This window comes from Heliorestis convoluta, from assembly GCF_009649955.1.
Taxonomy (GTDB): domain Bacteria; phylum Bacillota; class Desulfitobacteriia; order Heliobacteriales; family Heliobacteriaceae; genus Heliorestis; species Heliorestis convoluta.
This window is the reverse complement of record NZ_CP045875.1, coordinates 2,882,558-2,897,429: the sequence shown is the minus strand read 5'-3', so window position 1 is coordinate 2,897,429 and position 14,872 is coordinate 2,882,558. Positions and strand designations below refer to the sequence as shown.

17 protein-coding genes are annotated in these 14,872 nt (G+C 45.7%); 15 read left to right on the top strand and 2 right to left on the bottom strand.

The window, feature by feature from the left end; translation table 11 throughout:
- Positions 1 to 85: 85 nt before the first annotated feature.
- From tsaE to FTV88_RS13750, 11 genes are all read left to right on the top strand, one after another.
- Entirely contained in the window at positions 86 to 601 is a 516-nt protein-coding gene (gene tsaE / locus FTV88_RS13800; protein ID WP_153726146.1) for a tRNA (adenosine(37)-N6)-threonylcarbamoyltransferase complex ATPase subunit type 1 TsaE, read from the top strand.
- The gene (gene tsaB / locus FTV88_RS13795; RefSeq protein ID WP_153726145.1) at positions 565 to 1,296 is read left to right on the top strand and encodes a tRNA (adenosine(37)-N6)-threonylcarbamoyltransferase complex dimerization subunit type 1 TsaB; all 732 of its coding nucleotides are present in this window, start codon (positions 565 to 567) and stop codon (positions 1,294 to 1,296) included. Before tsaE ends, tsaB begins: the two co-directional genes overlap by 37 nt.
- 11 nt (positions 1,297 to 1,307) lie before the next feature.
- The gene (gene rimI / locus FTV88_RS13790; protein ID WP_153726144.1) at positions 1,308 to 1,805 is read left to right on the top strand and encodes a ribosomal protein S18-alanine N-acetyltransferase; all 498 of its coding nucleotides are present in this window, start codon (positions 1,308 to 1,310) and stop codon (positions 1,803 to 1,805) included.
- Positions 1,806 to 1,882: 77 nt separating this feature from the next.
- Positions 1,883 to 2,308 (top strand): CBS domain-containing protein, encoded by a 426-nt coding sequence (locus FTV88_RS13785; protein WP_153726143.1) that lies wholly within the window; start codon positions 1,883 to 1,885, stop codon positions 2,306 to 2,308.
- A gap of 89 nt (positions 2,309 to 2,397) precedes the next feature.
- Positions 2,398 to 3,192 (top strand): dihydropteroate synthase, encoded by a 795-nt coding sequence (locus FTV88_RS13780; RefSeq protein ID WP_153726142.1) that lies wholly within the window; start codon positions 2,398 to 2,400, stop codon positions 3,190 to 3,192.
- Positions 3,193 to 3,309: 117 nt separating this feature from the next.
- Positions 3,310 to 3,606, top strand: coding sequence for a CC/Se motif family (seleno)protein (locus tag FTV88_RS13775; RefSeq protein ID WP_153726141.1), 297 nt, complete (start codon positions 3,310 to 3,312; stop codon positions 3,604 to 3,606).
- A 13-nt stretch (positions 3,607 to 3,619) separates the two neighbouring features.
- On the top strand, positions 3,620 to 4,669 hold the full coding sequence (gene tsaD / locus FTV88_RS13770) for a tRNA (adenosine(37)-N6)-threonylcarbamoyltransferase complex transferase subunit TsaD (RefSeq protein WP_153726140.1): 1,050 nt from the start codon (positions 3,620 to 3,622) through the stop codon (positions 4,667 to 4,669).
- Positions 4,670 to 4,693: 24 nt separating this feature from the next.
- On the top strand, positions 4,694 to 5,353 hold the full coding sequence (locus FTV88_RS13765; protein ID WP_153726139.1) for a class II aldolase/adducin family protein: 660 nt from the start codon (positions 4,694 to 4,696) through the stop codon (positions 5,351 to 5,353).
- Between the two features lie 305 nt (positions 5,354 to 5,658).
- The gene (locus tag FTV88_RS15690) at positions 5,659 to 6,255 is read left to right on the top strand and encodes a 4Fe-4S dicluster domain-containing protein (RefSeq protein WP_207707882.1); all 597 of its coding nucleotides are present in this window, start codon (positions 5,659 to 5,661) and stop codon (positions 6,253 to 6,255) included.
- A gap of 23 nt (positions 6,256 to 6,278) precedes the next feature.
- On the top strand, positions 6,279 to 8,084 hold the full coding sequence (locus FTV88_RS13755; RefSeq protein ID WP_153726138.1) for an aldehyde ferredoxin oxidoreductase N-terminal domain-containing protein: 1,806 nt from the start codon (positions 6,279 to 6,281) through the stop codon (positions 8,082 to 8,084).
- A 49-nt stretch (positions 8,085 to 8,133) separates the two neighbouring features.
- Complete coding sequence (locus FTV88_RS13750) at positions 8,134 to 8,838, top strand: metal-dependent hydrolase (protein WP_153726137.1); 705 nt, start codon at positions 8,134 to 8,136, stop codon at positions 8,836 to 8,838.
- Positions 8,839 to 8,947: 109 nt separating this feature from the next.
- Here FTV88_RS13750 and FTV88_RS13745 read toward each other — a convergent pair whose 3' ends face one another.
- A complete protein-coding gene (locus FTV88_RS13745) occupies positions 8,948 to 9,712 on the bottom strand; it encodes a formate dehydrogenase subunit gamma (RefSeq protein WP_153726136.1) in 765 nt (254 codons plus the stop codon).
- On the bottom strand, positions 9,712 to 10,704 hold the full coding sequence (locus FTV88_RS13740) for a 4Fe-4S dicluster domain-containing protein (RefSeq protein WP_153726135.1): 993 nt from the start codon (positions 10,702 to 10,704) through the stop codon (positions 9,712 to 9,714). Before FTV88_RS13740 ends, FTV88_RS13745 begins: the two co-directional genes overlap by 1 nt.
- A gap of 336 nt (positions 10,705 to 11,040) precedes the next feature.
- Between FTV88_RS13740 and FTV88_RS13735 the strand changes: the two genes are divergently transcribed.
- The 4 genes from FTV88_RS13735 (at position 11,041) to nuoF (ending at position 14,872) form a co-directional block, all read left to right on the top strand.
- On the top strand, positions 11,041 to 11,724 hold the full coding sequence (locus tag FTV88_RS13735; protein ID WP_153726134.1) for a redox-sensing transcriptional repressor Rex: 684 nt from the start codon (positions 11,041 to 11,043) through the stop codon (positions 11,722 to 11,724).
- 198 nt (positions 11,725 to 11,922) lie between these two features.
- On the top strand, positions 11,923 to 12,594 hold the full coding sequence (locus FTV88_RS13730; protein ID WP_153726133.1) for a 5-formyltetrahydrofolate cyclo-ligase: 672 nt from the start codon (positions 11,923 to 11,925) through the stop codon (positions 12,592 to 12,594).
- Positions 12,578 to 13,072, top strand: coding sequence for an NADH-quinone oxidoreductase subunit NuoE (nuoE, locus tag FTV88_RS13725; protein ID WP_153726132.1), 495 nt, complete (start codon positions 12,578 to 12,580; stop codon positions 13,070 to 13,072). The genes FTV88_RS13730 and nuoE overlap by 17 nt, the downstream gene beginning before the upstream one ends.
- A 15-nt stretch (positions 13,073 to 13,087) precedes the next feature.
- Positions 13,088 to 14,872 carry an NADH-quinone oxidoreductase subunit NuoF gene (gene nuoF / locus FTV88_RS13720; RefSeq protein WP_153726131.1) on the top strand — a complete coding sequence of 595 codons (1,785 nt, stop codon included), beginning with the start codon at positions 13,088 to 13,090 and terminating at the stop codon, positions 14,870 to 14,872.

Below are 14,872 nucleotides of genomic sequence, written 5' to 3'. Positions count from 1 at the left end.
TAAGGGGGTTTCTTTTTTCTTTCTGTATAATATAACCGAATTTGGCAATATCCTTAAAAGAAGATGATGCAAAGGAGCCGTTAACTTGCAAAGAGAAGTGGGTCAAGGGATTCTTATCGATGAAAAAGCGACAGATGCTTTTGGTTGCTGGTTGGCACAATATATGGCCAAAGATGATATTTTGCTGCTTTTTGGAGATTTAGGTGCCGGCAAGACAACGCTTGTACAAGCGCTTGTTCGCGCACTTGGCTATGATGGAGCTGTGACAAGCCCTACCTTTACCCTCGTTCATGAATACGAAGGGAATATACCAATTTATCATTTTGATCTGTATCGGCTCACAGAGCCAGAAGAAGTATGGGACATCGGCTGGTCTCATTATCTGCAAGGACAAGGTCTGCTTTGCATAGAGTGGCCGGAGCGACTGGGTCATCTTATGCCGGAGGAAGCTCTACAAGTGAGATTGGTACCAATTGAACGAAGCAATGGTGAAATTGCCCGCCGCATGGAACTTAATGGTTCTGGAGAAAAGGCCCAGCAAATCGTAAGGGAGTGGAATCAAGCATGTACGTCCTTGGATTGGATTGCTCAACAACCGTAACAACCATTGCGATAGTCAGTGATGAAAAGGTGATTGCCGAGACCTTTCTACATACCCAGGGGACTCATTCAGAACGCTTGATGCCGGCCTTAGAGCAAACCCTTGCTTTATCGCGGTGTAAGCTTTCCGATTTGCATGGTTTTGCTGTCGCAATTGGTCCAGGTTCTTTTACAGGGCTGCGCATAGCCCTAGCTTCTGTCAAAGGTATGGCTCATCCGCTAGGCCTACCTGTGGTAGCGATACCGACTCTCGATGCATTGGCTCGCAACATTGCCCATAGCTCTGCTTTCATTTGCCCCATTCTTGATGCTCGCAAATCTGAAGTCTATACGGCCTTATACGAAGCGGAAGGAGAAGGCATGAAAAGGCTGAGCCCTTATGAAGCTCTATCACCTCAACAACTGATCCAGCAATTAGAAAGCAAATGGAAAGAGCAGAAGAAGCCTATACTGTTTCTTGGCGATGCGGTGCCCGTTTATCGGTCCTATCTAGAAGAGGCAATGGGACCTTCGGCGCTTTTTGCTCCACCAGAGCTAGCCTATCCTCGGGGCAGCCAGGTAGCTCGTCTAGGCTGGCAACGACTGCAGAGCGGGGAAGAAGATTCACTTCATGAACTAGCACCTCTTTACATTCGACCTTCTGAAGCAGAAGTAAATTACAAAAAGCAGCAAGCCCTCAAAGGTGCTACAACATAAGGAGAGCAGAGATGGAAGTGGAAGGCGGTCAAGTTTATTTTCGTACCATGGTTATAGCCGATCTTGATCCAGTTTTGGAGATCGAAGAAGCTTCTTTTCCTGCACCTTGGAGTCGTCAGATTTTTCAAGATGAGTTAACAGAGAGTCGCCTAGCTCATTATTGGGTGGCTGCAACGAGATGCGAGGAACGTGAAGAGATCATCGGCTATGCCGGTTTATGGCTTATTTTCGATGAGGCTCACATCACTACCATAGCGATTGCCCATACTTGGCGGCAACAAGGTGTGGGAGAAGCTTTTTTACGCTATCTATTTTTAGAAGCATCTCTTTTAGGTGGAGAGCGGATTACGCTCGAAGTAAGACCGTCCAATGGCAGTGCACTGGCTCTTTATCATAAAATGGGCTTTCGAAGCGTTGGTCGCAGGCCGAACTACTATAGTGACAATGGTGAAGACGCGCTTATTATGTGGCGCAGCTTGCAAGAGGATTCTAGCCTAGAAGTCCGGTAAGAGAAGGATTTGTAATCTTTGTGGCGAATGTATTTTTATTATAACCTAGTAATGGGGTTAAAGTAGAAAGGCAGGGAATGGCCATGCTTGTAGAAGCAAAGATGATCTCTCCAGCCATTACCACAACAATGACAACGCCTATCTCTGAAGCGCTACGTGTTATGACCGAGCGTATCATTCGACGCTTGCCTGTGGTAGATGATCAAGGTCGCTTGGTTGGAATTGTTACCCACCATGATATTGATCGAGCCATGCGGGCACCAGGTGTTATTGCTTATACGCCTGTAGAATGGGTGATGACTCGCAATCCTGTGTCGGTTGATCGGTCGAAAAGGCTGGCCGATGCGGTAGTCATGATGAAAAAGTACAAAGTCAGCTGCTTACCTGTTCTAGAAGGAGAAGAAGTAGTAGGCATTCTTTCGGTAAGTGATATTATGAACCTTTGCTATGAATTGCTAGAAGAAAAAGAGATAAAAGAACAAGAACAAGTAGACCCATCATAATCAAGAACCCTGCATAGAGCAGGGTTTTTTTGGCGAAAGAATTCACAAAGATCCAGATGAGTTCGTGACAGCAAGGAAGGATGGATAGAATGCTCATCATTGGGGAAAAGATTCATACAAGTCGGCCCGGCATAGAAAGCGCTGTATTGTCTCACAATGCAGCATTGATACAAGAACTGACATTGCGCCAAAAATTATCGGGTGCTCATGTTATGGACCTCAATTGCACCACATTGCGGCAAAAAGAACCAGAAGGTTTGGCTTGGCTCGTAGAAACGGTACAAAACATTGTAGATGATCCAGTCTGTCTAGACAGTCCCAATCCCTTGGCTATAGAAGGAGCTTTGAAAGTACACCGAGGGAGAGCGTGGCTTAATGCTATCTCTGCGGAGGAAAGTCGCTATCGTATCTTTATTCCTTTGGTAAAGCAGTATCACTGTCGCGTAATTGCTTTGTGTCTCGACGATCGCGGTCTTGCCGAAACTGTAGAGGAGCAAGTTGATGTTTCTTTGCGCCTTGTAGATAGACTTCTTTCTGATGGAGTTCAAATGGACGACATCTACCTCGACCCTCTACTGCGACCTGTTGTGCATGGTGAACATTGGGCTGCCTTCGCTCTAGAAGTCATTCAAAGGCTTCGTAAAGAGCTGCCGGACGTTCATATTCTCTGTGGCCTCTCCAATGTTTCTTTTGGTTTGCCTGTGCGCTCCCTCTTAAACAGAACTTTTCTTACTTTGGCCATTGGTGCAGGTCTTGATAGCGCCATTCTTGATCCAGAGAATAAGACGATTATGTCTTCTTTGCGAGCGGCCCAGGCGCTTATGCAGAAAGATCCTGGTTTTCGGGAGTATATGATGTCTTTTCATGAAGGGTTGCTTACGTAGGGCATAGTTGATGAAGCCTTGTGACGCGGTGAAAGTGTTCTATAAGGAAAGTTTTGCAAACATATACCTAATGGGGGTATAATAGGAAGAGAAGTTTCGAATAAGGGGGCATCTACGATGCGATGGGAGATCACAGAAGAAGGAAAAGTGAAAATTGCTGCACTCGGTAATATCGTAACGATTGATTTGCGCTGTGTCGTTGGCGGAGGTTGTTGCTGTATCGATCAATATCTCCCTGTGGTCGTGGAAGGCAAGCCTGAGGATGAAGCACCCTACAATGTAGTAAAGGTCGATGAAGTTACCCTTTACTATCCCCACAAGCTATTCTTGATTGCAGAAGAAAGACCCGCTCGAATCACAAGCAGCGAGGGTTGGTTTCCTCATGGGCTTGAAGTTGAAAATGTACGATTATGAGGTGGATTAGACGTTGACAGGCCATGCTTCCCCAGCTTTCCCAGAAGGGAAAGTGATATTAGCTATAGAGACGAGTTGTGACGAGACCTCAGCTGCGATTGTTGAAGAAGGACATAAGATTCGTTCGAACATTATTGCATCTCAGGTGGCGACGCATCAGGTTTTTGGTGGTGTTGTACCGGAGATTGCTTCGAGAAAGCATATGGAAAGTATTACGGCTGTCGTTGATCGGGCGCTAGAAGAAGGACAATGTCGTTGGTCTGATGTGACAGCCCTCGCGGTTACCCAAGGGCCTGGTCTTGTCGGTGCTCTTCTTGTCGGTGTTGCTTATGCCAAAGGCGTTGCAATGGCTAGAGAATTGCCCCTTGTAGGGGTTCATCATATTGAAGGGCATATCTATGCCAATTTTCTACAATATCCTCAGCTTTCCTTTCCGCTTCTCTGTCTCGTTGTCTCAGGCGGTCATAGCCACTTGATCTATCTACAAGATCACGGAACGATGAAAATTCTTGGGTCAACCCGTGATGATGCAGCCGGAGAGGCCTATGACAAGATTGCCAGAGCACTCGGCTTAGGGTATCCTGGTGGGCCACTCATTGAAAAGTTAGCTCGCCAAGGCGACCCTACTGCTTATGAGCTGCCGCGAGCTTGGCTCAAAGATAGCTATGATTTTAGCTTCAGTGGCTTAAAATCATCCGTTCTTAACTTGCTCAATCGAGCCAAGCTAAAAGGGGAAGAAGTAGACAAAGCGGCTCTAGCGGCTTCTTTCCAAGAAGCTGTTGTCGATGTACTGGTAGAGAAAACTTGCAGTGCCGCAGAAAGTCTGCAGATATCAACGGTTCTCTTAGCCGGTGGCGTTGCTGCCAATGGCTACCTACGCCAGCGCTTAGAAAAAGCTCTACAAAAGAAAGATAAGAAGCTCTTCGTTCCACCACTAGAGTTATGCACAGACAATGCTGCTATGATCGCTTGTGCTGGCTATTATCGCCTGCAAAGAGGAGAACGAGCAGGCAGTGACTTAAATGGCCAGGCCAACTTACCTTTAATCAGAACAGAATCGTAATGGAAAAGAGGCAGTAAGCAACAGATGGTCAATAAAGAAATCGGAGCCCTTGGAGAAAAAATTATAGATTACGGCAAAAAGCTCATTGCCCAGGGACTTGTAAGTGGATCAGGCGGAAACATCAGTCATCGTTTACCGGAAGGGAAAAAAATGTTGATTACGCCGAGTGGTATGGCCTATGACAAGCTTCAACTAGAAGATTTGGTCATTATGGATATTGAGACAGGAGACGTTGTAGAGGGGCACAGGAAACCATCCATTGAAAAAGGATTGCATCGAGCCATTTTACAAGCAAGGCCCGATGTTCAGGCCATTGTGCATTGTCACTCCAAACATGCCAGTGCTGTCGCAGCAACACGGAATGACATACCACCTGTTCTAGACAACATGGTAGCCTATTTCGGTGGAGGCGTTATAACAGCACCGCACGCCCCCATCGGTTCCTTATCTTTGGCTGACAATGTAGTGAAAGCCCTGGGAGAAAGACCCGTAGCCCTCATGGCCAATCACGGGGCTGTGGCTGTTGGTAAAGACCTTAGCCAAGCCTTTCTCATGGCCGAGCTATTGGAAGAATGTGCCCAGATCTATCTCCTATCTTTTTTGGCCGGTGGTCCCGTAGCCCTAACAGAAAAAGAAGTAGAAGAAGAAATCAAGTGGTTACAAGGAAAATATGGGCAAGCCTAATATCGATAGAGAAGAATAGAGAAGGCCGAGGTGCTAGAACCTCAGGCCTTTTTTCTATAGCAAAGGAAGGTTCTTAACACCAAACATACCTTCGCCTGCTAGGGTGTGCATGAAAAACCTGTGGATAATGTGTATAAGTCTGTTAATAACTATATATAATCGGCTTTTATGCTGTGGAAAATATAAGGACAAGATTGGGGATAAAGATAAGCCATACATACATTCGACGATGTTACGTTCTTGCTATAGGAAATACCTTGCATAGTAACACTAAAATGGTTCATAATGGTTTTGAGGTGATGGCAGTGGATGAAAAGAATGACAAAGAAAAGGTTGTAACAGGTGAAGCCGGTCCTGTGGTTGCTCAGAAGAAAGAAGGGGACCAGAAGCGTCGCCCTCGCGTCTTAATGGCACCAGGCATGAATCGGTGTATCGCCTGCTACTCGTGCATGCAAGCTTGTGCTCGCATGGTTTATCGCAGCTACTCGATGCACAAAAGCGCCATTAAAATCCTAACAAGAGGCGGCTATACGAGCAAATTTGTAGCCAACATATGTCGAGCTTGTATCGATCCGCCTTGCGCGCGAGCTTGCTGTGTGCAGGCCCTTGTTCCAAGAGCCGGCGGCGGGATACGCTATCATCGAGATCGTTGTATTGGCTGTAGAAAATGTGCCGACGCTTGTGTCGTTCAAGTCATTGACTATGATGAAGATGAGAAAAAAGCTATTATCTGTATTCAATGTGGTAACTGTGCTAGCTTTTGTCCTCATGAATGCTTGACAATGGAAGTAAGTCCTCACGCAGAAGAAAATGCCCCTGGCGGTGCTTTTCCTATTAAGGAGCTAGAAGGTCCCTCGTCAAAGAGGAAAAATCCAAATGATCTAGTTCATGATGGGAACTGAGACCGAAGAGGAGTGAATAATAAGTGTTAAACAAAGATTACATTCGTGTTCTCTATATTAATGTTTCAGATCAGACTGTTCGATTTGAGAACCGAAAAGATCTCTATCCCTATCTCGGTGGTCTCGGTGTCGGTATCAAGCTTTTTGAAGAACAATGCAAGCCCGGCCTTCCTCCACTCCATCCCGAACAACCTGTTGTCTTTGCCAATGGGGCTCTTAACTTTCTCTATCCTGTCATAACGAAAGTGCCTGCTCTTTTTGTCTCTCCTCAGACAGGGGAACTGGGAGAATCTTATGCTGGCCTTCGCTTTGGCATGGCCATGCGCTTCTCAGGCTGGGATGCCATTGTAATTACCGGTAAAGCCGATGGACCGATCTATCTTTCTATTAAAGCCCAGGGCGTTGACTTCAAAAACGGCATAGGTATCTGGGGATTGTCCTCCGAAGAATCGGCCCGCATCTTGCGCGATCTGGAAGAAGGGACGGGAAAGCGTTCCATTGTTCGTATAGGGATTGCTGGAGAAAGACAAATTCCTTTTGCCAACGTCGTTGTTGATACCTTCCGACATTGGGGGCGACTTGGCCTCGGTGCTGTTTTAGGTTCAAAATATATTAAAGCCATTGTCGTCCATGGCACCGAATCGTACCCTATCGAAAACAAAAGCGCTTATGCCAAAGTGTATCGCAATATGTATCATAAAATTAATGACACCGATGTCATGCTCAAATATCATGGCTTAGGCACAGCCGGCAATGTCATTCCGCTAAGTGAAATAGGTGGCTTGCCGACAAACAACTGTCAATCTGGAAGCTTTGAAGAAGCAGAAAGTATCTCTGGGGAAGCTTTTGCCGAGCATAACTTAATTCGAAAAATTGCCTGCTCCGGTTGCCCCATTGGCTGTATTCACATTGCCCTGCATCGTCGTCAATTTGCTGAACCTTATGAATATGAGTCAGTCCATCTATCGTACGATCATGAACTGGTCTATTCTTTCGGCTCTATGTTAGGCTTAGGCAATCGTGAAGATATTCTAGGCTTGATTGAAAGAGTAGAATTAGATGGCTTGGACGCAATTACTTCGGGTGTCGTCTTGGCTTGGACGGCAGAAGCTTTTGAAAGAGGCTTGATCACAGAGAAAGAAACGGTAACGCCCGTTCGCTTTGGTGATTTCAAAGGGTTTAACGAAGCATTGGGTCATCTTTGCAATGGAACCAATGATTTCTATGTTGCTCTGGGGAAAGGGCTACCTCATGTTACGGCAAAATATGGCGGGGAAGAGTATGCCTGCGCCATTGGGGGATTGGAGATGGCAGGATACCATACAGGCTATGGCAACTTGCTTGGGCAGCTTGTAGGGGCCCGACACTCTCACCTTGATAACGCAGGCTACGCCCTTGATCAACAACGACCACCTCTAGATGATGAAGAGCTTGTCAAGGCCCTGCTAGCCGAAGAAAAAGAGCGCAATGTCTTAAACTGTCTCACCATTTGTCTTTTCTCTCGCAAAGCTTATGATCGCAATTCTGTTCGTGAATGCCTTGATGCCGTCGGCATGGGACGAAGTGACGAAGAGCTGGACTGGCTTGGCGAAGAGATCCATCAGATCAAGTGGCGAATCAAAGAAAAATTAGGTTATAAAGTGGATCCGAAAGATTTACCGGATCGTCTTTTTGAAACACCAAGCTATAAAGGCAAGCTTGAACGCAAGCAATTTGAGAAGCTAGTCGCTTTATGGCAGAAAATTGACCAAGAAAACCGGGGCGGCCATCGACCTGTACCCGATCGAGAAGATCTACCATCGGGTGGTTCGCCTAGAATTGATGTATAGGGATCTAATGTAACGAGATGGAGTTAGTGTTAAGGAGGCCTTGTTATTTATGCTCATGCTTACCTTTTACGGTCACGCCAACTTTCTTTTAGACGATGGCAAATACAAAGTGCTTGTCGACCCTTGGTTTACAGGCAACCCTGCTAGTCCTACGAAAGCTGATCAAATACAGGCACAATATATATTGGTTACCCATGGCCATGGAGACCATCTCGGAGATGCCATTGATATTGCCAAACGTTGTGATGCTACCATTATTACGAACCATGAGATTGCTCACTATTGCAGTACCAAAGGCGCTAAAGTTCATGGTATGCACATTGGGGGCAAGCATGACTTTGACTTTGGGAGAGTGCGACTTACAACGGCTCACCATGGATCGGCCATTATAGAAGGTGACCGAATGATTTACGGTGGCAATCCTTGTGGCTTTTTAATTCAAATGAGCGGTAAAAGTATTTATCATGCTGGTGACACAGGGCTTTTTCGAGATATGGAATTGATCAACCTTTGTCACCTCAAAAGTCAACGTCTTGATGTAGCGCTTCTGCCAATTGGGGACAATTATGTAATGGGGCCGGAAGATGCAATCTTTGCGACCAAGTGGCTTCATCCTCGCTATGTTGTTCCTATGCATTACAATACCTTTCCTTTGCTGCAACAAGACGGCGAAGCTTTTAAGAAAATGGTTCATGAGGGTAGTGATGCCCAGTGTCAGTTGATGGAGCCAGGCGATAGTTTTGTAATCAAGTGATAGAAGAAAAAGGGCCGATTGATCAGTCTTGATCAATCGGCCCTTTTTCTTAAGTTCATCTTTGGTTGTGACCGTCCGGCCATAATTGCTTTGAAAGAGGAGTTAGTTTTTAAGAAGAGATGTTTTTTGAACTCTTATCAGAAGAAGAGGTAGATGCTCTTGTTGTGCCTGTTGATGAACCGGTGCTTTTAGCAAGCAATTGTGCCCACCATTTGCTGTGGCGATGTTCTACGTAAGAAGCATCGACTTCACCGCTGAACATAGAAGGAATAAGCTTGCGGTTTGCTGGTACTAGGAAAGCGGCAAGGTGTAAGACGATGCCGAGTAAGATCATCATGGCTGTGATGTTGTGTAGTTGTGTCATCCAGAAGATTGTATTTTCGGCTAGATCAACACCGGGAAGATTCTTGTAGACTTTCACCATGCCTGTAATGATGACACCTAGAATGCTCACACCAATAAAAGCATAAGCGAGACGCTGTTCGGCTAGATATTTATGAGAAGGTGGTTCGTCTTTGCCTGTTACCATGGCTTTCATAATTTGCACTGATTCACCCACGTCGCCTTTGCGGGGTACAATATCAAATTCTCGGCGAAAAGCATGATAAAAAAGATGAAAAGCCACAAGGACAATTAAGGCAATGGCACCGACATAATGAAGCACCAGCGTCAGGGCGTAATCGCCTGTCCAAGCCATGCCGGGTACATCGACGAGCATGTAACGCTTATACATGGGCATCTGCCCAAATCCCGAAAAGAAAAGAGAAAAAATTGATAAGGCAATGAGCCAGTGCAGCAATCGCGTTGTTTTGCCATGCCGTAGTACTTTACCGTTTTCCAGAATCTTTTCACTCTCTTTAAATCTAGGAGCCACTACTTATCATCTCCTTTCATGGTTCGATAAGCTGCCACTCCGGCTGCTACCATACCAGCAAAAGGCGCATAAAGAACTGCTTTGGCCAAATTGTTGGCATTGTCCATAGCGTTACCAACGCCAACAGGCATGCCAGAACGACCGGGCTTGCCGTCTATCGACTGCTCTACCATCGCCTGATGAAGATCTTCAAAGGGTACTTCAGAGACGTAGAAGGTTGTAGTACCACCATTTTCTTTATCACCATAAACATAACCGTTGATTGCTTTCGCTCTGGTCAGGGCTTCATGGTAAAGCGCTTCTTTTTGACCATATAGAATCGCTTGATTGGGACAGGCATCGACACAGGCCGGTGCCTTGCCAGCACGGAGACGATCAATGCAAAGATCACACTTGTACATAACGCCGCCGCCACCGAACTTCGGTGCAAACTTCATATAAAGTCCCACACCAGCTTGGCGGGCCGGGATTTCCCAAGGGCAAACATCGCGACATTTGGCGCCACCGAAACAGATTTCATCATCGATCACTACGACGCCTTCTGCTGTTTTGGTATTGGCACTAAAAGGGCAGATATGAGCACAAGGTGGATTTTCACAGTGCATACAGCGGCGAGGAACGAAGACTTCTTTCGTTTCACCGTCTTTTTGCACTTTTACATTCTGTACATAAGTCCAATTGTAAGGAGTCAGGCGATTGGTGAGCTCTCTTTTGTCGGACCAATCTTCATGGGTTTTGTGAGGCCAATAATCAAGAATGGGCTTTTCTGGTTCGGGAAAACGACGCTGGTTCTTCTGTCTACAGGCTGATACACATTGTGGTGTGTTTTCATGGACACAGCCATCACAACGAGTTAAATCAATCAGGGTACCGACAGTACCAATTTCAGAAGGCGAAGCGAGAGCTTCTTTCCCTGCTGTTAAAACGGCAGCACCGACGACACCTGAAATGGCCGTTCTTTTAAAAAAGTTACGCCGCGTTAGGTTGCTCATACTTGTGAGCCTCCTTTATGTTCTTTCTATGCTTAAAAAATATACCTGATAGGGGTATAGGGTGTCAAGGGGGAGCGAAAAAATTGTTACCAATCTACCATGACCACCATAAAGTACCAATTGAATATTTTCTTTCTCTAATATGTTAGAAGATATAGAAAGGATTAAAAAAAGTCGATCAAAGTTTTAGCAAAATGTGCAAAAAGGTATTGCAAGTGGAAACTTTCGCATGTATAGTTAATTCAGACATATATAACTGCCAATTATCCATTTCCTTTGGGACAAAGGCAGCTGACAACGCGAGTATTGACATCATTTGAGGGGGATGGGGATTCAATGAAATTTTTTAAAGTTCCAGAACCAACGATTATGAGATTATCGTTGTATTCACGAATTCTTGAGCAACTGGAAGAACGAGGCGTACCTATTATTTCTTCTGTGGAACTTGGCGATGCAGTCGGCATTAACTCCGGCGTCGTTCGTAAAGACCTGTCTATGTTTGGCGAATTTGGCGTTCGTGGAGTCGGTTACAACGTTAGAGAGTTACGTGACAATATCCGCAAGCTTCTGGGACAAGATCGGAGTTGGCCGGTCATTATTGTAGGTGCAGGCCACTTAGGCTCTTCATTAGCCGCTTATCCTGGATTTACCCAGCGAGGTTTCTCTATTGAAGCAATCGTTGATTCTGATCCTGCCCTTGCAGGTACAGAAATTCAGGGACACCCTGTTATAGATTGGGCTGGAGCGGAGAAGCTGATCAAGGAACAAGGCGTACGAATGGCAATTTTAGCTGTACCGCCCGATGCAGTACAGTCTGTTGCTCAGCGTATGATTGATCTGGGCATCGAAGCCATTCTGAATTTCTCACCCATCATCCTTAAAGTACCAGCCACTAAAGCCCAAGTGCAAAACGTCGACCTAACGGTCTTCTTCGATTTAATGAGATTCACATCCAACTTAAATGAACAAGACGGACTTCGACCACAGTCTTCTTCTTTACGAGGACTGGCTGTACGGTAGTCCACATCGTTACTGTTGCTACCTGGCAAAAAGACCCATTGTGGGGTCTTTTTTTTTGTCTTTTTCCACAAGAAGAAGAAAGAGCAAAGATTAAAAGGAAACCTTTTCTTCGAGGATTTTCAGCACTTCCTCACGAATACTATATAGTTATCATAAGCACTTGCCTGAACAGCAAGCTTCAGAAAGTAGTGAGAAAGCTTGTCATATATATATGATAGAAAAGAAGATAAAGCAAAATTACGGGCTCAGATCCTTCATCAGCGAAAACAAATGAGTCTAGAGGAGCAAGAGGAAAAAAGTAAAAAGATTACCGAGATCATCGTGCAGTCAAGGCTCTTCTATGATGCAAAAGTAATTATGGCTTACGCCAGCTTTCGCCAAGAAGTAGACACAAGAGAACTGATTGACGTAACTTTACAGCAAGGCAAAAGAATGGTGATGCCTTTGTGTCATCCCTCGGAAAAAGCAATTCTACCTTGTGAGATAAAAAGCCAGGACGACCTTGTCGCCGGTACTTGGGGGATTTTAGAGCCACGAAAAGAAAGTTTATCTCTGGTCGCACCTACGGAAATCGATCTAATCTTTGTTCCGGCCCTGGCTTTCGATCGACAAGGTCATCGATTGGGTTATGGCGCTGGTTATTATGACCGCTTTTTTACCCAGATCCATGATAAAACAATAAAAATCGGATTGGCCTACCAAATACAGATCGTTCATAAGCTCTTATCGGAACCCCATGACATTCCTGTTAATCACATTGTGACAGAAAAAGGTTGGATTGATTGCGAACTCGGCCAGTCCCTGGCCGAGTTGGGGCAGAGGCAAAAAAAGATTCAGAAAGAAGGTTTTGCTCATGAATCGTTGTTGTAACAGTGCCTCTAAAAACTCTTCCCAGCAGAAAGACCAAGCTTTGCAAGAGATCTTACAAAAGTACAAAGGAAAAAAAGGTGCACTCATCGCCCTTTTGCAAGAAACACAGACCCTCTATGGATATTTGCCAGAAGAAGTGCTGCCCTTGATTGCAAAAAGTCAAGATATCGCTCTTGTCCAAGTCTATGGCGTGACCACTTTTTACAGCCAATTTCACGTAAGTCCAAGAGGCCGCCATATCATTCGTATCTGCATGGGCACAGCTTGTCACGTCCGTGGCGGTGATAAAATTTTTGCAGCATTGCAGGAAGAACTGGTCATTGGAGACGGTGAAACAACAGAAGATGGCCGCTTTACCTTAGAATCGGTTGCTTGCATCGGTGCTTGTGGTTTAGCGCCCGTTATTACAATTAACGAAGACACCTATGGACGCTTGAAGCCGGACCAAGTCACTGCTATCTTACAACAATACCCATAAGGGAGGGACGGTACCTTGGATCAAAGGCGTATCTTGATTTGCGCCGGCACAGGTTGCATTGCTTCGGGTGCGAAAAAAGTAGAAAAAGCATTTCAGAAAGCATTAGAAGAAAGGGAGCTTCATAAGACTCTCGAGATTGTCCTAACAGGCTGTCATGGATTTTGCGAACAAGGTCCGCTCGTCATCATAGAGCCTGAAAAAGTCTTCTACTGTCGAGTAGAAGAAAAAGATGTTCAAGAGATTGTAGAAAGCCATCTAATAAACCAAAAAATTATCACTCCCTTGCTCTACCAAGATGCCCTTACAGGAAGAAACGTTGAAACATATGAAGACATCAATTTTTATAGCAAGCAAGAAAGAACGGTCCTTCGCAATTGTGGACGCATCGACCCTGAAAAAATAGAAGACTATGTAGCCCAAGAGGGATATAAAGGTCTAAAAAAAGCCTTATCGATGACACCACGCCAGGTGATCGACGAAATAAAGCGTTCAGAACTGCGCGGACGCGGTGGTGGCGGTTTTCCCACGGGACTGAAATGGCAGCTTACTGCAGAAGCAGCAGGCGATGAAAAGTACATAATCTGCAATGCTGACGAAGGCGATCCCGGTGCATTCATGGATCGTTCTGTCCTAGAAGGCGATCCCCATGCTGTCTTAGAAGGAATGATGATAGCAGGCTATGCCATTGGAGCGCAAAAAGGCTATGTCTACGTCAGAGCGGAATATCCACTGGCCATTGAACGATTGCAAAAAGCAATTGATCAAGCAAATGCCAAAAGGTTCCTCGGTGCAAAAACCTTACAAAGCACTTTTAACTTTACAATAGAAATCAAAGCCGGTGCAGGCGCCTTTGTCTGTGGCGAAGAAAGTGCCTTAATTGCCTCGATGGAAGGGCAGCGAGGCATGCCTCGCAAGCGTCCGCCTTATCCCTCCACTCAAGGTCTCTGGGGAAAGCCAACAAACATTAACAACGTAGAAACCTTTGCCAACATCCCTGCCATCTTACGAAAAGGCGCTGCTTGGTTTTCTTCCATGGGCACAGATAACTCCAAAGGATCAAAAGTCTTTGCTTTAACAGGCAAAGTAAACAACACAGGCTTGGTTGAAGTGCCCATGGGACTGTCTTTGCGAGACATCATCATGGATATTGGTGGTGGTGTCAAAGATGGAAAAGCTTTCAAAGCAGTACAAATTGGTGGCCCCTCAGGTGGATGCTTGCCGGAGGAACTGCTCGACCTTCCAGTTGATTACGATAGCTTAAAGAAGGCCGGCGCTATGGTTGGATCAGGTGGACTTGTTGTTATGGATGAAAGCACTTGTATGGTCGATATTGCTCGGTTTTTCCTTAATTTTACGCAGAAAGAGTCTTGTGGCAAATGCACACCTTGTCGTGAAGGCACCTTGCGTATGCTTGAAATACTAGAAAAGATCAAGGCAGGACAAGGGCAAGAAGAAGACTTGAAAAAGCTAGAACGATTGGCTGCCGTCGTCAAGAAGACCTCTCTCTGTGGCTTGGGACAGACAGCACCCAATCCTGTCCTAACGACACTACGGTATTTTCGCTCTGAATACGAAAGTCATATTAGAGAAAAGCGCTGTCCCGCCGGTGCTTGTACCGCCTTATTACGCTATACCATTTTGCCGGAACGCTGTGTTGGCTGTACCCTCTGTGCACGGCGCTGTCCCACTAGATGCATCGAAGGAAAGGCGAAAGAAGCCCACCGCATCGACAGCATCCGTTGTATCAAATGCGCTGCCTGCCTAGAAAGTTGTAAATACAAGGCCATTGTTCGGGTATAG